This window comes from Porphyrobacter sp. AAP82, from assembly GCF_000331285.1.
GTDB lineage: Bacteria > Pseudomonadota > Alphaproteobacteria > Sphingomonadales > Sphingomonadaceae > Erythrobacter.
In genome coordinates, this window is the sequence record NZ_ANFX01000019.1 from 73,714 (window position 1) to 93,478 (window position 19,765).

The following is a 19,765-nucleotide window of genomic DNA, read 5'->3' on the forward strand; positions in this document are numbered from 1 at the left end:
TATCGGCGGTGGGGCTTGCGGGCGTTTCAGGCGCCGACCGGCAGATTGTCGATCAGCCGCGTGGTGCCGATCCGTGCCGCGACCAGCAGGCGCGCCGGTGCGGGGCCGAGGGCCTCCAGCGGTGCGAGCGAGGCGGCATCGGCGAGCGCGGCATAATCGACGCTGGCAAAACCTGCCGCGATCAGCGCCGCCTCGAGCGCGGCGAGCGCGGTCGCTGCCGCCGCGCCGCCCTCGATCGCCGCCACCGCCGCCTGCATCGCCTGCGGCAGGGCCGCAGCGGCCGCGCGCTGTCCGGGCGAGAGGTAGCGGTTGCGGCTCGACATCGCCAGCCCGTCCGCCTCGCGCACGGTCGGCACGCCGATGATCGCGTCCGCATGCGGGGCGATGAGATCGCAATCGCGCGCCATGGTGCGGATCACGGCAAGCTGCTGGAAGTCCTTCTCGCCAAAGAAGGCCATGTCGGGGGCGACCTGGTTGAAGAGCTTCAGCACCACTGTCGCCACGCCGTCGAAGTGCCCGGGGCGGGCCGCACCGCACAGGCCGTCGCTGACCCCGGCGACGCTGACATTGGTGGCAAAGCCCGGCGGATACATCGCCGCCGCGTCCGGTGCCCACAGCAGGGCCACGCCCTCCGCCTCCAGCATCGCGGCATCGGCGGCGAGCTGGCGGGGATAGGCATCGAGGTCCTCGTTCGGACCGAACTGCCTGGGATTGACGAAGATCGAGGCGACCACATGGTCCGCCGCTTCCTTCGCGCGGCGGACCAGCGTGAGGTGGCCTTCGTGGAGCGCGCCCATCGTCGGCACCAGCGCAATCGTCGCATTTTCGACCCGCAACTGTGCCAAAGCGGTTCTCAACACATGCAGCGACTTGACCGTTTGCACCCCAGGCCCTCCAAGGATAAACCAAAATCGTGCCCTAGCGGCCCTACCTGTCCCATTTCAAGCCGCCGGGGACACCGGCAGGCCCAGCGCCAAACGATTGCAATCGAGAGACCCCCATGCCGCCCGCGACGCGCGCCGACACTCCAGCAACATCTGCGACTGGCACCCGGCTCTTGCGCAAGGGCCAGGCGCACAGGATTATCTTTGCCAACGAGAAGGGCGGGACCGGCAAGTCGACCACCGCGGTCCATGTCGCCGTGGCGCTGTCCTATCTCGGCGCGCGGGTCGCCTCGATCGATCTCGATCCGCGCCAGCGCACCATGCACCGCTATATCGAGAACCGCCTCGGCACGCTCGAAAAGCGCGAGGTGACCCTGCCCACGCCCGCCTGCGAGGTGTTCCGCGAAACCGGCACGGGCGCGCTCCTCGGGATGATCCGCCGGCTCGAGGCCAATTGCGACTTCCTGATCATCGACAATCCGGGCCGCGATGATGCCTATACGCGCATCGCGGTCGAACATGCCGATACGCTGGTCACGCCGATGAACGACAGCTTCGTCGATTTCGACCTCATCGGCCAGGTCGATGCCGAGACCTTCAAGGTCAGGAAGCTGTCCTTCTTCGCCGAACAGATCTGGGACGCGCGGATGAAGCGCAGCCGGATGACGATCGAACACCAGCGGCCCGAGATGGACTGGGTGGTGGTCCGGAACCGCACCGGCTATGTCGAGGCGAAGAACCAGGCGCGTCTGCACAAGGCACTGGGCGAGATGGCCAAGCGGGTCGGCTTCCGGGTGACACAGGGCCTGTCCGAACGGGTGATCTACCGCGAGCTGTTTCCTTCGGGGCTGACCCTGCTCGACAAGGGCCAGCTCGGCGAGCTTGGCACCAGCCATCTGGTCGCCCGGCAGGAACTGCGCGCGCTGGTCAAGGCGCTGCGCCTGCCCGAGTTCAGCCGCGAACAGGATAAGCTGGAGCTCGTCTGATGCTCAAGCTGGTCATGGCCGCGCTGGTGCTGAGCGTGTTCTGCCGCTGGGCGATCGGCAAGTGGCCGTGGGAACTGTTGCGCTCCGCACCCACCCGCTCGCAGGCGATCTTCCGGGCGCGCAAGCTGCTCGGGGTCGAGGCTGGGGCGCGGCGCGAGGAGATCATCGCCGCGCATCGCCGGCTGACCACGCTGGTCCATCCGGACAAGGGCGGCACCAACGCCGCGATGCAGGAGGCCAATGCCGCGCGCGACCTGCTGCTCGACGAGCTGCCCCATCCGCACGGCGGCCCGCCGGGAGAGCCGTGAGGTCCCAACATCGCGGGATTGACACAATCGCGCGGCAGGGGTTTCACACAAGGCCAGATAAACCGCGGCGCAGGCGGGGCAGGCGAGCCGCAATGCGGGCCAGGCAAGGGTGCCGCCCAAGCGGTCTTGCGACTGCTCCTGCCTGTGCCCGGCAAGCCGCAAATGCATCGCCCCGCAAAGGACCTCTCGATCATGCAACACCACTTCCACCCCACCGTGCTGCGCGAATACGACATTCGCGGGATCATCGGCGAGACGCTGGGCGCGGATGACGCGCGGGCGATCGGCCGGGCTTTCGGCACGCTGCTGCGCGAGGCAGGGGGCAAGACCGTGGCGGTGGGCTATGACGGGCGGGTCAGCTCGCCGATGCTGGAGCACGCGCTGGTCGAAGGGTTGACCGCGAGCGGCTGCGATGTCGTGCGGATCGGGATGGGGGCGACCCCGATGCTCTATTACGCCGAAGCCTCAGATGAACAGGTGGATGGCGGCATTCAGATAACTGGCAGCCACAATCCCCCCAATTACAATGGCTTCAAGATGGTATTTCTGGGGCGCCCGTTCTTCGGCGCCGATATCCAGAAGCTCGGGAAACTGGCAGCAGACGGGGCGTTCGCCAGCGGCACCGGTGCGGTAACCGCGCGCGACATCCTTGGCGAGTATGTCGAGCGCCTGCTCCAGGGCCTCACCGGTATCGAGCCCGGCACGCTCGAGACCCTGCGCGTCGGCTGGGATGCCGGCAATGGCGCCGCCGGCCCCGCGCTGGAAGCCCTGGCTGCCCGGCTGCCGGGGGAACACCACTTGCTCTTTACCGAAGTTGACGGACATTTTCCCAACCACCATCCTGACCCGACTGTCGAGGCCAACCTGACCGATCTTCGCGCGCTCGTCGCGGCAAAGAACCTCGATTTCGGAGTGGCTTTTGACGGTGACGGCGACCGGATCGGCGCGATCGACGGCACGGGCCGGGTGATCTGGGGCGATCAGCTGCTGATGATCTATGCCGAAGATGTCCTCAAAACCCGCCCCGGTGCGACGGTTATCGCCGATGTGAAGGCGAGCCGCGCGCTGTTCGACCATGTCGCCAGGCTCGGCGGGAAGCCGCTGATGTGGAAGACCGGCCACTCGCTCATCAAGTCCAAAATGAAGGAGACTGGCGCGCCGCTGGCCGGCGAGATGAGCGGCCATGTGTTCTTTGCCGACGAATATTACGGCTTCGACGACGCGCTCTACGCAGGGGTCCGGCTGCTCGCGGCGGCGGCGCGACTCGGCCGGTCGGTAACCGATCTGCGCGGCAGCATCCCGCCGATGCTCAACACCCCCGAAATGCGCTTCCAGGTCGACGAGACCCGCAAGTTTGCCGCGATGGAGGAAATCGCCGCACGGCTCACCACCAGTCCGGGGCCCGAGGTCGAGAGCGTCAACGCCACCGATGGCGTGCGCGTCAACACTGCCGACGGCTGGTGGCTGCTGCGCGCCTCGAACACGCAGGACGTGCTGGTCGCGCGCGCGGAAAGCGACAGCGAGGCGGGGCTCGAACGCCTCCTCGCGCAGATCGACGCGCAGCTTGCGGCATCGGGGCTGGAGCGCGGCGAGAGCGTGGGGCACTAGGCCTGCCAAACCCACTGCAATTCCAATTGCCCGAGGCGCTGCCCGCGCTATGAGGGCAGGCATGCTCGTCGGTATCGATCTTGGCACCACCAACAGTGCCGTGGCGCTGTGGCGCGATGGCGCGCCGCAGCTTGTGCCCAATGCCCTGGGGCGGGAGCTGACCCCTTCGGCGGTCAGCCTCGCCAAGGGCGGGGAGACCTGGGTGGGGCAGGCCGCGCTCGACCGGATGGCGACCCATCCTTCCGATACCGTCACCAGTTTCAAGCGGATGATGGGCACGGCCTCCACCGTGACGCTCGCGGGCACCACGCTGACCCCTGAGGACCTCTCGGCGATGGTGTTGCGCAGCCTTGCCGACGATGTCGAGGCCGCGACGGGTGAACGCCCGAGCGAGGCGGTCATCACCGTCCCGGCCTATTTCAACGAACGCCAGCGCCGCGCCACGCGCCGTGCGGGCGAGATCGCCGGGCTCGAGGTCCGCCGCCTCATCAACGAGCCGACCGCCGCCGCGCTCGCCTTCGGCCTTGCCGACAAGGGTGACCGCGAGCCGTTCCTCGTCTTCGACCTTGGCGGGGGCACCTTCGACGTCTCGATCGTCGAGATGTTCGAAGGGATCGTCGAGGTGCGCGCCTCGGCGGGCGACAACCGGCTGGGGGGCGACGATTTCGACGAGGTGCTGGTCAGGCTGGTCGAACCGCTGCTGCCCGCAGGAGCGCTCGACCGGCTCCCGGCAGACCGCCGCCGCGCACTGATGACGCTCGCCGCCGAGCGCACCCGCCGCGCGCTCACCACCTCCGAAGAAGCCGATTTCACCGTGGTTGCGGACGATACCCCGCTCACCGCGCGCGTCACCGCCGATGGCTTCGAGGAGGCGGCGAGCGGCCTTCTCAAGCGGCTGCGCGATCCGGTCATCCGCGCGCTGCGCGACAGCCATATCGACGTGAAGGGCCTCTCGGACATCGTGCTGGTCGGCGGCGCCACGCGCATGCCGGTGGTGAGGAAGGCGCTGACCCGCATGTTCGGGCGCTTCCCCAATTCCACCGTCCACCCCGATCACGCCGTTGCCCTTGGCGCGGCGATCCAGGCGGGACTCTTGTCGGGCGGGGACGGGCTCGAGGAAATCCGCATCACCGATGTCGCGCCCTTCACCTTGGGCGTCAACACCTCGACCCGCGATGCGCACGGCCGCTTTCACGACGATATCTTCGCGCCGATCATCGAGCGCAACACCCCCGTGCCGGTGAGCCGGATGGAGCGGTTCTGCACGCTTGGCGACAACCAGCGGCAGGTGACCTTCGCGATCTACCAGGGCGAGGCGCGCGACGTGAAGAAGAACGTCAAGCTCGGCGAGCTGACCGTTCCCGTGCCGCCCAAGCCGGCGGGAGAGGTGGGGGTGGAGGTGCGCTTCACCTATGACACCAGCGGGCTGCTCGATGTCGATGTGAACGTGCCGCTCACCGGCCTCACCCGCAATCTGGTGGTCGTCGACGAGGAAGACCGGCGCTCCAAGAAGGACATCGCGGAAAGCCGCAAGCGGCTGGAAAAGCTCAAGGTCCACCCGCGTGACGAGGCCGAGAACGTCGCCCTGCTGGCGCGCGCGGAGCGGGCCTATGAAGGCTTCACCGGGCCGCTGCGCGACGTGATCGGGCAGGGGCTGACCGATTTCCAGGGCGCGCTCGACAAGCAGGACCCGCGCATCATCGCCGACGCACGCGACGGCCTGACCCGCCTGCTTGACGAGATCGACATGCAATCGCCGCTGTGATGGCTCGGCTATGACCCGCAGGTCCTTTCCGTGGAACCGCCTCGGGATCGACCCGACCGGCGACAAGGCAGCGATCCGCAAGGCCTATGCCGATGTCCTGCGCGCGATCAACCCGGACGAGGACATCGCCGGTTTCGCCGACCTGCGCCGCGCGCGCGACCAGGCCCTGTGGCTGGCCGAGCGGCAGGTCGAGGATGATGACGCCGCCGCCGGGGACGCCTTCGAGGATGAGGGCGAAATCTACGGCCTCGGCGACATCGGCGATGCGGCCGGCCCCGACCTTGCGTGGGACGACGACGACGGTGACGATGACGATGACGGCGGGTGGGACATCGCCCCCGCCTTCACGCCGGGCACCGGCGCCGGATCGCCGCCCGAGCCCGAACTGAGCGAAGCCCAGCAGCGCGCGCAGGATGCCTGGAACGGCCTGCTCAATGTGCTCTACCCCGGCGGCGATTTCAGCGAGGATGCAGTCACCCACGAACAGCTCGACGAGGGCCTTGCCGCTCTCGCGGTGCTGATCGCCCGTGCCGAGGAAGCCGATATCGCCGAGCATGACGCGCTCGACGGAGCGCTCGCCGATCTGTTTGCGCGCACCTGGCCGCGATCGGCGCCTTTCGTGGAACCGGCCAATGGCGCGTTCGGCTGGCTGGACGAATCCGGCGCGCTTGAGGAACGCGCCGCGCTGCGCTTTCTCAACCAGCGCATCAAGGGGATGCGCTTTCACGACAAGGTGCAGCAGCCCGGCCACCCGCTGCACAAGGCCTGGGTCGAACTCCAGCGCCCGGGCCGGGCGGGCACGCTCGACCGGCTGCGGGTCAACCGGCTCGATGTGCACAAGCTGCTGGTGGGCCTGCGCGAACGCTATCCCGAGCTTGAAAGCTATCTCGATCCCCAACGCGTCGCATCGTGGGAAGGCGCGGGCGCGGCGAGCGCCGAGGGCTTTTCCAACGCGGGCCGGGGCTTCGGGGGATCGGTGCTCTTCGTGGTGCTGTTCTTCGCCCTGATCCGCGCCGTGGTGGCGCTGGGCGGGGCGGGGGATGACAAGCCGGGCGATCTGCCGCCGCCGATCGCGGTCTTCGGGCCGAGCGCCGAGGAGATCGACGCCGCGGTCGCGGGGGTGTTCGGCGAGGGCACCGACATGGCCAAGGTGCGTGCGGCCGATCCGGTCTTCGCCGACCAGCTCGTGCTCGCGATCAGGAATGCCGATGATAATGGCGGGGCCAATGCCTTCGCGCGCAACAAGGCGTTGCAGGTCGCCGGGATCGCCAAGTTCGATGAACTGGTGGCCCTCGGCCAGATGAAGCGGATCTGGCTGGCGGCGGCAATCAAGACCCCCGACCATTGCAAGAACGTGATGGCCGGCGATTTCCGCTCGCTGCCGCTGGTGCTGGGCAAGGCCGATGCCGCGCGCGAGCAGGAGCTGATGCGGCGGCTGCTCGATGCCAAGCTCCTCAGCCACCGCAGCAGCGAGCGCGGGGGGAGCTTCAGCGTGCCGGGCTGGGCGATCGACAAGATGCTGGCAAAGAGCGGGCTCGGGATCGACGAGCTGACCGCCGCGCTCAAGGACCCCGATCACCCCAAGCGCTGCCTTGTCGACTTGACGCTCGCCGAGGTGGTCCTCGCGGAACCGGGCCGGGTTTCGCCGGACGTGCTGCGCGCGCTGTAATCCGCGGCGCGGGGGGCAGGCTTTCGCGCGGGCTCCCGGTGCGGCATTATGGCGCACTGTCCGGGGAGCATCACCGTGATTCGCAAGAACATCCTTGCCGCTGCCGCCACCCTTGCCGCGCTCGCATCCGCCGCGCCGCCGCTCGCCGCGCAGGACCACGAGGCGGCCGGAAAGACCGCCGGGGCGCTCAACCGGAAGGAGGAGGAATTCGTCTTCCTCACCGAGGAAGAGGAAGCGCAGGCCCAGCTCGAACAGGAACTGGCCGAAGCCTTCTCGGTGTTCGGCGCGATGTTCAAGGCTGCCCCGCTCACCGCCGCGGAGGAAGCCCGCCTGCCGCTCGCCAATGAGATCGCGGGCCACGTCATGCCCGAAGGCAGCTTCGGCACCGCGATGGATGAGATCATGAACCCGATGGTCGACATGATGCTCGGCGATCCCGAAAACAGCCCGCGCCTGCGCCTTGCCGAGATCAGCGGGGTCGCCGCCGAAGATCTCGAAGTCCTCACCGAGGCGGACGCGCAGGAAGCCCTCGACATCTTCGATCCGCAATTCGCCGCCCGCACCAAGCGCACTTCGGAGGCGTTCACCGGGCTGGTCGGCAAGCTGATGGTGGCGATCGAGCCCTCCTATCGCGAAGGCCTCGCACGCGCCTTCGCGCGCCGCTTCGAGGAGGCGGAGATGCGCGAGCTGCTGACCTTCTTCGCCACGCCGCTCGGCGCCAAGTTCGCGGCGCAGAGCTTTCTCGTCCAGTATGACCCGCAGATCATGGGTTTCATGGAGGCGCTGGGGCCGGCAGCGGCCAAGCTTGTTCCCGAGATGACGGACGAGATCGCCGCGATCGAGACCGAGCTCGGCGGCGCGCGCGATTTCTCGCAGCTGAGCGCGGCCGAGCGCCGGCGCGCGGCGCGGCTGATCGGCAAGTCCGAGCGCGAGCTCGACGCGCTGGTGCCCGACGTCGCGACCGAGGACGAGGGCGAAGACCCCGTGATCTGAGCCCTCGCGGCCTTGCACAGGGCCACGGCGCGGGCCACATGGCGAGGGTGACCCTCGCGCAGCCGACCCTTCCTACAGCCATCGCTGCATGGTTCGCCGCGCGCGGCTGGCGGGTGCGGCGGCACCAGTGGGAGATGCTCGAAAAGGCCCGCGAGGGCCGCCATGCGCTGCTGGTCGCCGATACCGGGGCGGGCAAGACGCTCGCCGGATTCCTGCCGACGCTGTGCGACTTTGCAGGGGACGCGGTGCCGGGTGATGGCCTCCACACCCTCTACGTCTCGCCCCTGAAGGCGCTGGCGCAGGATGTGAAGCGCAACCTCCTCACCCCGATCGACGAGATCGGCCTGCCCATCCGTGTCGAGACCCGCAGCGGGGATACACCCGCCGATCGCAAGAAGCGCCAGCGCGTGACGCCGCCGCATATCCTGCTGACCACGCCCGAAAGCCTCTCGCTGCTGCTTTCCTATCCCGAGAGCGCGGACCTGTTCGCAGGGCTGAAGCGCATCGTGATCGACGAGGTCCACGCCTTAGCCACCGACAAGCGCGGCGACCTGCTGGCCTTGAGCCTCGCGCGGCTCCACACGCTCGCGCCGGGCGCGCAGCGGGTGGCTCTTTCGGCAACGCTGGCGAACCCGCGCGACTTTCAGGAATGGCTCGCGCCCCAGTCCGGCGCGGATGGCGAGATCGCGGCGGCGGCACTGGTGCTTGGCGAGGAAGGCGCGGCCCCGCAAGTCGAAATCCTGCTGCCTCAGGAAGAACGCGTCCCGTGGGGCGGCCACGCCGGGCGCTGGGCCGTGCCGCAGCTCTACGCGGCGATCAAGGCCAACCGCACCACGCTGGTCTTCACCAACACGCGCTTCCTCGCCGAGTTCATCTTCCAGTGCCTGTGGGAGGCGAACGAGGATCACCTCCCCATCGGCATCCACCACGGCTCGCTCAGCACCGAGGCGCGGCGCAAGGTCGAAGAGGCGATGGCGCGGGGAGCCTTGCGCGCGCTGGTGTGCACCGCCAGCCTCGATCTCGGCATCGACTGGGGCGACATCGACCTGGTGGTGCAGATGGGCGCGCCCAAGGGTTCCTCGCGGCTGCTCCAGCGGATCGGGCGCGCGGGCCACCGGCTCGATGTGCCGAGCCGCGCGGTGCTGGTGCCGGGCAACCGCTTCGAGTTTCTGGAAGCGATGGCGGCGAAGGAAGCGGTCGATGAAGGCCAGCGCGATGGCGAGGCGTTCCGCCCGGGCAGCCTCGACGTGCTCGCCCAGCATGTCATGGCCTGTGCCTGTGCAGGGCCGTTCCACGAGGACGCGCTGCTCGCCGAGGTGAGGAGCAGCCTTGCCTATAGCTGGGTCGATCAGGCGACCTTCGCCCGCGTGCTGGGGTTCGTCTCCAACGGCGGCTATGCGCTGCGGGCTTACGACCGGTTCCAGCGGATCGTGCGCGGGCGTGACGGGGTGTGGCGGCTCGCCCATCCCAACCAGGCCCAGCGCCACCGGATGAACGCCGGGATCATCGTCGATTCCGAGATGCTCACCGTCCGTTTCAGGAACGGCCGCAGCTTGGGCAAGGTCGAGGAGCGTTTCGCCGCGCAACTCTCCCCCGGCGACACCTTCTTCTTCGCCGGCATGAGCCTGGAGGTCGAGGGGGTGAAGGACATGGACGTCACCGTCCGCGCCGCCAAGACGTCCGCGACGATCCCGAGCTATGGCGGCTTGCGCCTGCCGCTCACCACGCACCTCTCGACCCGCGTGCAGGAAATGCTGTCCGACCGCGCGGGCTGGGCGCGCTTTCCCGATGATGTGCGCGAATGGCTGGAGATGCAGGACTACCGCTCGCGCCTGCCCGCGCCGGGCGAGTTGCTGGTCGAGAGCTTCCCCCACGGCGGCAAGCACTACACCGCCTACTACACCTTCGAGGGCTGGAACGCGAACCAGTCGCTGGGCATGCTCATCACCCGCCGTATGGAGGATCGCGGGTTGCTCCCCGGTGGTTTCGTGGCGAACGACTATTGCCTCGCGGTGTGGGGGCTGAAGCCTGTCACCGATCCCGCACCTTTGCTGTCACCCGATATCCTGACCGGTGAATTCGTCGAGTGGGTGACCGAAAGCCACCTGCTGCGCCGCGCCTTCCGCGAAGTGGCGGTGATCAGCGGCCTCGTCGAGCGCCAGCACCCCGGGCAGAAGAAGACCGGCAAGCAGGTGACCTTCTCGACCGACCTGATCTACGACGTTCTGAAGAAATACGAGCCCGACCACGTGCTGATCGAAGCCGCCTGGGCCGATGCGCGGGCGCGGATGACCGATGTGGGGCGGCTCGCGGACCTGCTGGAGCGCTCCGAGCGCGAGCTGGTGAATGTGACCCTCGACCGCGTCTCGCCGCTCGCCGTGCCGGTGATGACGATGATCGGCCGCGAGGCGGTGCCGCAGGGGGCGGTGGACGACGAGCTGCTGCTCGAAGCCGAGGGGTTGATCGCGGCTGCGATGCGGCCGGATGCGCCGATGGAGGGGGATTAGCGGCCGGGTGGTGCCGGATGCGCGGGCGCGCAGGTGTCAACGTCCGGCAGCTCGGGCATGGGGGGATTTCGCGGCGGGACAATTTCTTCCTGCGGCACAAGCGTCGTAAGCAGCGGCAACGGGTGGCCGCTGGCCTTGCCGAAATCCCCATGCTTCTCCATGCCGTTGATGCAGAACGCCCCCAACCGCCCGTCGATCAATCCTGCTTTCCAGACCAGCCCGAGGGCCTGAAGCGCGGCATCGTAAGGCGCGTTGGCATCGGGTTCGAACACAATGTCTGGTAACGGATTCAGCTCATTAGCCTGTTCCAGCCAGAAGGTCAGTTGCTTCGCGGTTACGGGCACTCCGTTGAGAAGCGTGTCGCCCTCATTCGTGACTCGGATTTTGAGCACGAAGTTAAAATCTCTAATCTCTCCGGTCTCTTCGTAAGGGCTTGGCAACTCCACCAGCAGCGCATGCTGGCGCGTCTGGCTCGCCGCGAGCAGGAACACCACTGCGATGAACAGCGCCACGAACAGCATCGGCCGGGTGTCGATCGCGCGGATTGGCTCGCCGTGGTCGAAGCGCCGCGGCGCGGGGCTGCGGCGCAAGGAGGGGTGGGGCATCAGGGGAAGTCCCGGTATTTTTCGTTACCGGCGAAGATGAAGCTGTCGGCGCCCACTTCGCGGATCAGGGCGAGGGTGCGGGCGGACTTGTCGTAGCTCGCCTGCGCTTCGGGCTCGAACCGCAGCACGGGCTGGAGGGGCAAGTCACCCGCCGCCGCGAGCTGCGCGCGCAGTTCGCACGCGGTGACGACATGACCGTTCCACAAGGTGCGATCAGCGGCGTCGATGGTGAGGACGTTCGATTCCAGCACAGGATGCTTGGGGGTGCCATCGCTCGGCAGATCGACCGGGGTGACATTGGCCGCCATCGGGATCGCGAGGATCAGCATGATCAGCAGCGCCAGCAGCACGTCGATGAAGGGGGTGACGTTCATCGCCGAGAGCGGCTGGGGACGAGGGGCGGCGAGACTGGGGCGCTTTACGGCTTGCGGCATGGCTCTCTCCTCTTCGGCAGGGCGGCCCTGTTCGGGACAGGCCGCGCTGACCGCGCAAGAATATCGCAAAAAGAAGAGGTTGCCTAACGCGTACCGGTATTGCCCCTGCAACCGACCGGCGAGCGGGCATAAAAAAAGATCGCCGCGATTGCTCGCGGCGCTCTTTTTTCGGTTGCCAGTGCGCCCGCAGGCGCACGGATCACTTCGAGAAGTCGCGGTACTTGTCGTTGCCGACGAAGCCGAACTTGGTGACGCCCGACGTCTTGATCGTTTGCAGCACCTTGGCCGACAGGTCGTAGCTGGCCTGCGCCTCGGGCTCGAACTGGAGCTCGGGCTCGGGGTTCATCTGCGTCGACTGCTGAAGCGCCGTGACGAGCTGGCCCTGATCGATCGGCGTCCCGTTCCACAGGATCTGGTCATCGGGCGTGAGCACCAGCTTGTTCTTGGTCGGCTCGACCAGCGGCGGCGGTGCATCGTTGGGCTGCGGCAGGTCGATATCGACCGAGTGCGTGGCCACCGGGATGGTGATGATGAACATGATCAGCAGAACGAGCAGAACGTCGATCAGCGGAGTCATGTTCATTTCCATCATCGGCTCGCCGTCAAGCTTGCCTCCAGACATGCCCATGGTGTGTTCTCCTTAGATTGGCTTGAGCGGTCAGGCGTTCGGATCGACGGGGTTCGAGATGAACCCGACGATCGGATAGCCTGCGAGCTGGACGCGGAAGATGGCCCCCGCCACGCAGCGCCACGGGGCGTTGACGTCACCGCGGATGTGGACCTGGGGGATCTTTTCAGGGTCTTCGAGCAGCGCCTCGACCCCGCCCGCGCGCTGCACGATCGCGTCAAGACGCTGGAACGCCTGTTCCTGGAGCTCGGCCGAATCCACCAGCGTGATGTTGTTGAAATAGATCCGGCACTGCCCGCTGCGCGATGCGCCCTCGTAGCCCGGTTCGCCGGCGCTGCGACCGGCATCGTCGGTCGCGCTGACGGTGAGTAGCAGGTTTTCGACCTTGTCCTTGGATTCGAGCGACTCGAAGACCGGAATCTTGAGCTTCTCGATCGTCTGGATCGCCACCGGAACCGCGATGAGGAAGATGATCAGGAGCACCAGCATCACGTCCACCAGCGGCGTGGTGTTGATGTCGGACATCGGGGTATCGGCCCCACCTCCCGTTGAAATCGCCATTGTGAATTCCTAGCCTGTCAATACTTTGGCTTCAACTGCTTGCCCCGATGCGCTGGCCAGTGACCGGTGCGCCGGGCACCGGCAGGAGCAATCCCGAAGGCCGCTCCTGCCGGTTGGCAGCTCTGACGATCAGGACTTGTTGAGCGTCGGGTTGGCGGGGGCGGCGGGCTTGGCAGCGGGCTTGGCCGCCGGAGCCGCCTGGATCGCAGGCTTCACCGCACCGTTCGAGTTCATGTACGCCAGCAGGTCGGTCGAGAAGGTGCTGAGCAGCGCGGCGATCTTGCGGTTGCGGCCCTGGAGGTAGTTGAACGCGAACACCGCAGGCACCGCGACGAGCAGACCGATCGCGGTCATGATCAGCGCTTCACCGACCGGGCCGGCGACCTTGTCGATCGAGGCGTTACCGGCGATGCCGATGTTGATCAGCGCGCGGTAGATCCCGATCACGGTGCCGAGCAGACCGACGAACGGCGCGGTCGCACCGACGGTGGCGAGGAACGCGAGGCCGCCGTTGAGCACGGCGTTGATCGAATCTTCCGAACGCTGGAGCGAACCGTGCATGTAGTCATGCGATTCGAGCGCATCGGTCATCTTGCCGTGGTCTTCCTGGGCCTTGACCGCGTCATCGGCGAGCTGGCGCCACGGGCCGTCCTTCTCGAGCTTGGCGGCGCCTTCCTTGAGGCTGGCAGCGCGCCAGAAGGTGTTCTGCACGGTCTTGTACTGCTTGAGCACCTTGCTCTGTTCGAACAGCTTGGTGAACAGGATGTAGAACGAACCGACCGACATGACGATCATGATGGCGAGGATCGACCAGGCGACGGGGCCGCCCTGTTCCATGGCCTGGAGGAAGCCGAACTCGCTTTCGGGAGCGGCACCGGCGGCGGGAGCAAGCAGGTAAAGGGTCATTGCGAAAGTCCTCTTGAAAAGTTTGGTTCTTTGGGAAGCGGCGCGGCAGCACCGGCCCGATTGATCAGTTCAGCTTGTAGGTGATGCGGGTCGACCAACTGGCGCTGATCGGCGTGCCTTCATCGTTGAGCGCGGGGTCGAAGCGCGCATAGCGTTCCACCGCCTTGGTCGCAGCGCCATCGAGGATGTCGGAACCGCTCGACGAGGTCACCGCACAACCGGTGGCACGGCCATCGGGCGTCACGGTGCAGCGCACGCTGACCGTTCCTTCGATCTCTTCCTGGGCCGCACGACGCGGATAGTCTTCCTGAATGCGGGCCGACCACGAACGCTGGTTCTTGGGCTGCACGCCGCGGGCCTTGGACGGGCCCTTGGCCGCCGGCGGCGGTCCCGGAGGAGCCTGCTGGACGGTGGGCCGGGTGTCCGTGCGGGTCGGCGGCGGAATCTCGCGCTGCGTTTCAACCGGCGGCGGATTCAGCGCCAGGTTGAGCTGCTGCGGCGGGGTCACCGGCGGCGGCGGGGACGTGTTCTCCGGCTGTTCGGGCGGCGGCGGTTCATCCGGCGGCGGCGGCGGTGGCGGCGGTTCCTCGACGTTGACGGTGGTCACCCGTTCGACGGCCTCCTTCACGGCGTCGACAGCAAGATAGACGATCAGACCCGCGAAGACGGCACCGACGATCGACAAGGCGATGATCAGCGACATCAGCTTAGGGCCGGTCAACCCTTGTTGTTGGCTAGCGTAGGACATCCAGCGCTTTCTCTCCAAATACTCGCCGATCCCAAGGATCGGCACACTCCCCACCCCCCGGCCGTTATGGTCGGCGAGCGGATCCCGGTCATTTCGGTCCTCCCACGCCGGAACAAAAATTACGGGCCCGTGCAGCGCACGTGCCCCAATCTTTCTCCGGCTGGCACGCGCGGGATAACAAACGATTCCCGTACGCAACCTCACACTGTCTGCGCGGCAATGTCCCCAGTCCCGCGCTTCAGCGATACGGGCTTTAACGGGCAACCCCTAGCCGATCAAACGCTTTTGCGGTTCAGCACGGATTCACTGCGCGCCGTGTGCAACAGACCCTGCTATTACGCAAAGGCACGAGGGTGTCTCGGGGTCCGCCTCGGGGCCACAGGTAAAGGGAAGATTAATGTCTTTTTTCAGGACTCTGGCGATTGCGGGCGCAGTGGCCGGCGGGCTTGTGGCGGGGACCTGCGGCGCGCTTGCGCAAGACCCGGCGGGCGGCGCCCCCGCACCGGTTGCAACCGCCCCGGCGGGCCCCACCTATGCCGATCTGGCGGCCCTTTCGGACGCTGCGGAACTGGTCTTGCGCGTGCAGATTCGCAAAGCGACGGCGCTCAAGCCCGAACGCGCTCAGAGGGTCGCGCCGGGATTCGCGCGGCTCTATGTCGAGGCGAACACGCTCGCGCTGATCGCCGGGCGCAGCGGGGTGGGGGCGGGCGTCACCTATCTTGTTGATGTGCCGCTGGATGCCAGGGGCAAGGTGCCCAAGCTCAAGAAGCGCGAATTCCTGCTGTTCGCGCGCGGCGTGCCCGGCCGGCCGGGCGAATTGCAGCTGATCGCGCCCGGCGCGCAGATCGATTACGCCCCGGCGCTCGAGGCACGGGTGCGCCCGATCCTCACCGAACTCTACGCCAAGGACGCCGCGCCCCGCATCACCGGGATCAGCGACGCGCTGGCGGTGCCGGGGACCTTGACGGGCGAATCGGAGACCCAGATCTTTCTGGCAACCGAAAACCGCTCTCCGGTCTCGATCACCGTGCTGCGCCGCCCGGGCCAGCGCCCGCAATGGGGCGTGTCGTGGGGCGAGATCATCGACTCGGCCGCGCAACCCCCCGCGCCCGAAACCCTGCGCTGGTACCGCCTTGCCTGTGCGCTGCCGGCGCAGTTGCCGAGCAACGCCAACCTCTCGCGCGAGGCGGCCGAGCGGCGGCTGGCGGCGGGCGACTATGCCTTCGTGCGGCAGGCGCTCGGCCCCTGCGAGCGGCGGATCACGCAGGGGGGATAAGGCGCATGCCCGCTTGACCGCGCAGGCTGCACGGTTAAGCGCGGCCTGCTGTTTCCATCGGAGGGCCGCTTGACCACCACCGCCGCGCAACCGCTGCGCATCGCCATCGCCGGGCTCGGCACCGTGGGTGCGGGCGTGATCCGCCTGCTCGACACCAATGCCGCGCTGATCGCCGCGCGCGCGGGTCGCCGGCTCGAGGTCGTCGCCGTCTCCGCGCGCGACCGCGGCAAGGACCGCGGCGTCGACATCGCCCGCTTCGCCTGGGAAGACGACATGACCGCGCTGGCCCGGCGCGAGGATGTCGATGTGGTGGTCGAACTGGTCGGCGGCTCGGACGGCCCCGCGCTCGCTCTGTCGCGCGCGGCGCTGGGCGCGGGCAAGGGGCTTGTCACCGCCAACAAGGCGATGATTGCCCATCACGGGCTGGAACTCGCCCAGCTTGCCGAAAGCGCCAATGCGGCCCTCAAGTTCGAGGCGGCGGTGGCAGGCGGCATCCCGGTCATCAAGGGGCTGAGGGAGGGCACCAGCGCCAACGCGCTCACCAAGGTCTACGGCATCCTCAACGGGACCTGCAATTACATCCTCTCCGAGATGGAGGCGACCGGCGCCGACTTTGCCGATGTGCTCGCCGAAGCGCAGCGGCTGGGTTTTGCCGAGGCCGATCCCGCGTTCGACATCGAGGGCGTGGACGCCGCGCACAAGCTCGCGATCCTTGCCGCGATCGGGTTCGGCACGCGGGTGGACTTTGCAGGCGTGCGCGTCTCGGGGATCACCCGGGTGCGGGCTGCCGACATCGCGCAGGCCGATGCGCTGGGCTTCGTGATCCGTCTGATCGGCGAGGCCGATGTCGAGGAGACCCCCGCCGGCCCCCGATTGCTCCAGCGCGTGCGGCCGTGCCTCGTCGCCAAGGGGCATCCGCTTTCCGCGGTCGATGGCCCGACCAACGCGGTGGTGGCCGAGGGCAACTTCTCCGGCCGCCTGCTGTTCCAGGGCGCGGGCGCAGGGGACGGGCCGACCGCCAGCGCGGTCGCCGCCGACCTCATCGACATCGCCCGTGACGAGGTGGGCGCGCCCTTCTCGATTCCCAGCGCGCAGCTCGCCGCGCTGCCGCCCGCCGAGCCCGGTGACCGCACCGAGCGCACCTACCTCAGGTTCATGGTCAAGGACCGCCCCGGCGTGCTCGCCGAGATCACCGCGGCGATGCGCGATGGCGACGTCTCGATCGAGAGCCTGATCCAGCAGGGCCGCAGCGATGCCGGGGGCGAGGTGATGGTGGCGCTGGTCACCCACGAGGGCCCCGAGCGCTGCGTCGCCCGCGCGCTGGCGCTGCTCGAGGGCTCGGACAGCCTTTCGGGCGAGCCGCTGGTGCTGCCGATCCTGCCGCTCTAGCCCCCCGGCTCGGCCTTCGGCGTCTCGGGCAGGCCGAGTTCCGCCTCGACCCGGCGGCGGGCCTCCTCGTCGAGCGGCGCATCGTCGCCTTCCACCGGCGCGAGGCCCTTGGCGACCCGCTCGGCATCCGAGCCTTCCGGCGGGGGCGGGATCGCGGTCACGTCGATGATGAGCGGGGCGTCCTTGGGGCAGGGCGGGATGAAGCACAGCCCGCTGATGGTCGCAGGCCCGCGGAAGATGCCCGGCCCCGCGACATCGGGCGGGGGCAGGGTGCCGGCATTCATGGTCCGCTCCGCATAGGCCTTCAGCCACGCCTCGCGGCTGCCGCTGTAGAGCTGCGAGGTGTCCGCCGGGAGCTGGCGGCACACGACGATCTCGCCCGAGACCACGGCGCGCTCGGTGTCCTCGGCGCATTCCTTGAGCTCCACCGCATCGGCGGCTTCGGACTGTTGGGGGGGCACGAGGATGTCGATCTGCTGCGGCGGCTCGGCGGTGGTCGGCGCGTCGGGGCCGAGGTCGATGGGGATGCGCGGGCGCTCGGGCTCGGCAGGCTTGGCGGGCCGGTCAGGCGCGGGGAGGGTCGGCAGCTGGAGGGTCGGCCGAGGCGGGACCTGCGGGCCGATCCGCACCTGCGGCTCGGTCGCGACCTGCGCGGCGAGCGCGGCGGCGAGGAGGGCGAGAGGCACCGGGCCGCTCCCCTATCCGCCCTTCCTCTTCTTCGGGCGCGGGGGCACGGTGGTCCTGATCCCTTCCGCCTCGCGCCGCGCGCGTTCCTGTTCCTCGCTCAGCTCCTCGGCCTGGCCGAGCGGGGGGAGCCCCTGCGCGATCCGGTCCGCATCCGAGCCGGCGGGCGCCTTGGGCAGCGCCGCGAAGTCGACCGTGATCGCCACCGGCGGGGGCTTGCCGAAGCCGATGCCCTTGCCGTTGTCGGGGATGCCGAACAGGTCGGGCGCGGCGGGCTTGCCCTTGTTCATCGTCTCCTGGGCATAGCGCCTCTGGCTCTCGGCGCGGGTGCCGGTGAGCGCGGCGCTGTCCCGGCCGCGCACCCGGCAGACCACGATCTCGCCGTTGATCGCGGCGGCTTCCTCGTCCTCGCGGCATTCGCGCAGGTCCGCCGCACTCGCCTCGTCGCGCGGGACGGTGACGAGCAGATTGATGCGCGGCCCGGCCGGCGGTGCGGCCGCAGCGGCCGGCACGCTCTGGGGGGCAGCACCGGCAGGCGGCGGCGCTGCCATGCGGCTGTCATCCTGTGCGGCCAAAGGTGCTGGCAGCGAGGTACACAGTGCGGCGCAAGCGGCCAGAGAGAGGCGAAAACGGGGCAGGACTAGCGTTCCATTGCTCGACAAACCCGTCTCCATCCGGTTAAGCGCCGCAGGGCATCCCATGGCTGGGTCGCATCCAGAGCGAAGAAGGGCTGAATTGCACATGAACTCCGCGTCCGATACCCAGCTTGCCGCTGACCCGCAAGCCGCCACCACCGAAGGCGCGATCCAGCGCGTGCTGGTGCTCGAGATGGTGCGCGTCACCGAGAAGGCGGCGATCGCGGCGGCGCAGCTGGTCGGCCGCGGCGACGAGAAGGCGGCGGACGCGGCGGCGGTCGAGGCGATGCGCCGCGCCTTCGACAACCTTTACATGGATGGCACCGTGGTGATCGGCGAGGGCGAGCGTGACGAGGCCCCGATGCTGTTCATCGGCGAGAAGGTCGGCATGGGCAAGGGCCCCAAGATCGACATCGCCCTCGATCCGCTCGAAGGCACCACCATCACCGCCAAGGCCGGCCCCAACGCGCTCGCGGTGCTGGCCGCGGCGGAGGAGGGCTGCCTCCTCAACGCGCCCGATGTCTACATGGACAAGCTCGCGGTCGGCCCGGGCTATCCCGAAGGCATCATCGACCTCGCCAAGTCGGCGACCGAGAACGTCTGCGCGGTCGCCAATGCCAAGGGCGTCAAGCCCTCGGACATCAACGTCTGCGTGCTCGACCGCCCGCGTCATGCCGAGCTCATCGCCGAGCTGCGGGGCCTGGGCTGCGGAGTCGTGCTGATCGGTGACGGCGATGTCGCCGGCGTGATCGCGGTGACCGACGAGGACACCACCATCGACATGTACATGGGCCAGGGCGGCGCGCCCGAAGGCGTGCTCGCCGCCGCGGCGCTGCGCTGCGTGGGCGGCCAGTTCAACGGCCGCCTCGTGTTCCGCAACGACGACGAGCGGGCCCGCGCGCGCAAGTGGGGGATCGAGGACCTCAATCGCATCTACAAGCTCGAGGACCTCGCCAAGGGCGACTGCATCTTCGCCGCGACCGGCGTGACCGACGGCTCGCTGCTCGCGGGCGTCAAGCGCCGCCGCAAGGTGACGGGCGAGACCATTCTCACCACCGAGAGCGTGGTGATGCGGGCCAGTTCCGGGACCGTGCGGTGGATCAGGGGCGAGCACCGCATCGCCTGACCGGCTGACGGGCGCGGCCGGTGCCGCAAGCGCGACGGTCCTGCGCACCTCCA

At 68.4% G+C, this 19,765-nt stretch carries 19 protein-coding genes; 10 read left to right on the forward strand and 9 right to left on the reverse strand.

The genetic code is table 11. The annotated features are described in order from the left end of the window. Positions 1-26: 26 nt before the first annotated feature. The gene (panC, locus tag D620_RS0105965; RefSeq protein WP_026091993.1) at positions 27-884 is read right to left on the reverse strand and encodes a pantoate--beta-alanine ligase; all 858 of its coding nucleotides are present in this window, start codon (positions 882-884) and stop codon (positions 27-29) included. Positions 885-1,000: 116 nt separating this feature from the next. On the opposite strand from panC, the gene D620_RS0105970 reads away from it, so the two are divergent. The 7 genes from D620_RS0105970 (at position 1,001) to D620_RS0106000 (ending at position 10,720) form a co-directional block, all read left to right on the forward strand. Then, positions 1,001-1,870: a division plane positioning ATPase MipZ gene (locus D620_RS0105970; protein WP_081596542.1), complete on the forward strand. Its 870-nt coding sequence runs from the start codon at positions 1,001-1,003 to the stop codon at positions 1,868-1,870. Then, a complete protein-coding gene (locus tag D620_RS0105975; protein ID WP_017664886.1) occupies positions 1,870-2,178 on the forward strand; it encodes a J domain-containing protein in 309 nt (102 codons plus the stop codon). The genes D620_RS0105970 and D620_RS0105975 overlap by 1 nt, the downstream gene beginning before the upstream one ends. A gap of 192 nt (positions 2,179-2,370) precedes the next feature. After that, the gene (gene pgmG / locus D620_RS0105980) at positions 2,371-3,786 is read left to right on the forward strand and encodes a phosphoglucomutase/phosphomannomutase PgmG (RefSeq protein WP_026091995.1); all 1,416 of its coding nucleotides are present in this window, start codon (positions 2,371-2,373) and stop codon (positions 3,784-3,786) included. A gap of 61 nt (positions 3,787-3,847) precedes the next feature. Then, positions 3,848-5,551 carry an Hsp70 family protein gene (locus D620_RS0105985; protein ID WP_017664888.1) on the forward strand — a complete coding sequence of 568 codons (1,704 nt, stop codon included), beginning with the start codon at positions 3,848-3,850 and terminating at the stop codon, positions 5,549-5,551. A gap of 10 nt (positions 5,552-5,561) precedes the next feature. Beyond that, entirely contained in the window at positions 5,562-7,220 is a 1,659-nt protein-coding gene (locus tag D620_RS0105990; RefSeq protein WP_017664889.1) for a hypothetical protein, read from the forward strand. A 75-nt stretch (positions 7,221-7,295) separates the two neighbouring features. Then, complete coding sequence (locus tag D620_RS0105995; protein WP_196795262.1) at positions 7,296-8,213, forward strand: DUF2059 domain-containing protein; 918 nt, start codon at positions 7,296-7,298, stop codon at positions 8,211-8,213. 38 nt (positions 8,214-8,251) lie between these two features. Then, on the forward strand, positions 8,252-10,720 hold the full coding sequence (locus D620_RS0106000; RefSeq protein WP_017664891.1) for a ligase-associated DNA damage response DEXH box helicase: 2,469 nt from the start codon (positions 8,252-8,254) through the stop codon (positions 10,718-10,720). Here the strand turns inward: D620_RS0106000 and D620_RS0106005 are convergent. The 6 genes from D620_RS0106005 to D620_RS16770 form a co-directional block, all read right to left on the reverse strand. Continuing rightward, the gene (locus D620_RS0106005) at positions 10,717-11,325 is read right to left on the reverse strand and encodes an ExbD/TolR family protein (protein ID WP_017664892.1); all 609 of its coding nucleotides are present in this window, start codon (positions 11,323-11,325) and stop codon (positions 10,717-10,719) included. The genes D620_RS0106000 and D620_RS0106005 overlap by 4 nt on opposite strands. Continuing rightward, complete coding sequence (locus tag D620_RS0106010; protein WP_233991998.1) at positions 11,325-11,759, reverse strand: ExbD/TolR family protein; 435 nt, start codon at positions 11,757-11,759, stop codon at positions 11,325-11,327. Before D620_RS0106010 ends, D620_RS0106005 begins: the two co-directional genes overlap by 1 nt. Before the next feature lie 199 nt (positions 11,760-11,958). Then, complete coding sequence (locus tag D620_RS0106015; RefSeq protein ID WP_017664894.1) at positions 11,959-12,387, reverse strand: ExbD/TolR family protein; 429 nt, start codon at positions 12,385-12,387, stop codon at positions 11,959-11,961. Between the two features lie 30 nt (positions 12,388-12,417). Continuing rightward, positions 12,418-12,948, reverse strand: coding sequence for an ExbD/TolR family protein (locus tag D620_RS0106020; RefSeq protein ID WP_026091996.1), 531 nt, complete (start codon positions 12,946-12,948; stop codon positions 12,418-12,420). Between the two features lie 129 nt (positions 12,949-13,077). Beyond that, positions 13,078-13,854 (reverse strand): MotA/TolQ/ExbB proton channel family protein, encoded by a 777-nt coding sequence (locus D620_RS0106025; RefSeq protein ID WP_017664896.1) that lies wholly within the window; start codon positions 13,852-13,854, stop codon positions 13,078-13,080. A gap of 64 nt (positions 13,855-13,918) precedes the next feature. Beyond that, positions 13,919-14,557 carry an energy transducer TonB gene (locus D620_RS16770; RefSeq protein WP_017664897.1) on the reverse strand — a complete coding sequence of 213 codons (639 nt, stop codon included), beginning with the start codon at positions 14,555-14,557 and terminating at the stop codon, positions 13,919-13,921. 442 nt (positions 14,558-14,999) lie between these two features. Between D620_RS16770 and D620_RS0106035 the strand changes: the two genes are divergently transcribed. Beyond that, positions 15,000-15,878 (forward strand): hypothetical protein, encoded by an 879-nt coding sequence (locus tag D620_RS0106035; protein WP_051020553.1) that lies wholly within the window; start codon positions 15,000-15,002, stop codon positions 15,876-15,878. 69 nt (positions 15,879-15,947) lie between these two features. After that, positions 15,948-17,267, forward strand: a complete 1,320-nt coding sequence (locus D620_RS0106040; protein WP_017664899.1) for a homoserine dehydrogenase — start codon at positions 15,948-15,950, stop codon at positions 17,265-17,267. Here the strand turns inward: D620_RS0106040 and D620_RS14785 are convergent. Both D620_RS14785 and D620_RS14790 read right to left on the reverse strand, forming a co-directional pair. Beyond that, complete coding sequence (locus tag D620_RS14785) at positions 17,264-17,953, reverse strand: hypothetical protein (RefSeq protein ID WP_017664900.1); 690 nt, start codon at positions 17,951-17,953, stop codon at positions 17,264-17,266. The genes D620_RS0106040 and D620_RS14785 overlap by 4 nt on opposite strands. Before the next feature lie 12 nt (positions 17,954-17,965). Beyond that, positions 17,966-18,502 carry a hypothetical protein gene (locus tag D620_RS14790; protein ID WP_033376297.1) on the reverse strand — a complete coding sequence of 179 codons (537 nt, stop codon included), beginning with the start codon at positions 18,500-18,502 and terminating at the stop codon, positions 17,966-17,968. A gap of 190 nt (positions 18,503-18,692) precedes the next feature. Here D620_RS14790 and glpX point away from each other — a divergent pair, with 190 nt between their 5' ends. Then, complete coding sequence (gene glpX, locus D620_RS0106055) at positions 18,693-19,712, forward strand: class II fructose-bisphosphatase (RefSeq protein ID WP_017664902.1); 1,020 nt, start codon at positions 18,693-18,695, stop codon at positions 19,710-19,712. The last annotated feature ends 53 nt before the right edge of the window (positions 19,713-19,765 follow it).

Coding starts and splice junctions, on each gene's coding strand:
- D620_RS0105970 (WP_081596542.1), top strand. CDS start 1,001: ATGCCGCCCGCGACGCGCGCCGACACTCCAGCAACATCTGCGACTGGC.
- D620_RS0105975 (WP_017664886.1), top strand. CDS start 1,870: ATGCTCAAGCTGGTCATGGCCGCGCTGGTGCTGAGCGTGTTCTGCCGC.
- pgmG (WP_026091995.1), top strand. CDS start 2,371: ATGCAACACCACTTCCACCCCACCGTGCTGCGCGAATACGACATTCGC.
- D620_RS0105985 (WP_017664888.1), top strand. CDS start 3,848: ATGCTCGTCGGTATCGATCTTGGCACCACCAACAGTGCCGTGGCGCTG.
- D620_RS0105990 (WP_017664889.1), top strand. CDS start 5,562: ATGACCCGCAGGTCCTTTCCGTGGAACCGCCTCGGGATCGACCCGACC.
- D620_RS0106000 (WP_017664891.1), top strand. CDS start 8,252: ATGGCGAGGGTGACCCTCGCGCAGCCGACCCTTCCTACAGCCATCGCT.
- D620_RS0106005 (WP_017664892.1), bottom strand. CDS start 11,325: ATGCCCCACCCCTCCTTGCGCCGCAGCCCCGCGCCGCGGCGCTTCGAC.
- D620_RS0106010 (WP_233991998.1), bottom strand. CDS start 11,759: ATGCCGCAAGCCGTAAAGCGCCCCAGTCTCGCCGCCCCTCGTCCCCAG.
- D620_RS0106015 (WP_017664894.1), bottom strand. CDS start 12,387: ATGGGCATGTCTGGAGGCAAGCTTGACGGCGAGCCGATGATGGAAATG.
- D620_RS0106020 (WP_026091996.1), bottom strand. CDS start 12,948: ATGGCGATTTCAACGGGAGGTGGGGCCGATACCCCGATGTCCGACATC.
- D620_RS0106025 (WP_017664896.1), bottom strand. CDS start 13,854: ATGACCCTTTACCTGCTTGCTCCCGCCGCCGGTGCCGCTCCCGAAAGC.
- D620_RS16770 (WP_017664897.1), bottom strand. CDS start 14,557: ATGTCGCTGATCATCGCCTTGTCGATCGTCGGTGCCGTCTTCGCGGGT.
- D620_RS0106035 (WP_051020553.1), top strand. CDS start 15,000: ATGTCTTTTTTCAGGACTCTGGCGATTGCGGGCGCAGTGGCCGGCGGG.
- D620_RS14790 (WP_033376297.1), bottom strand. CDS start 18,502: ATGGCAGCGCCGCCGCCTGCCGGTGCTGCCCCCCAGAGCGTGCCGGCC.
- glpX (WP_017664902.1), top strand. CDS start 18,693: ATGAACTCCGCGTCCGATACCCAGCTTGCCGCTGACCCGCAAGCCGCC.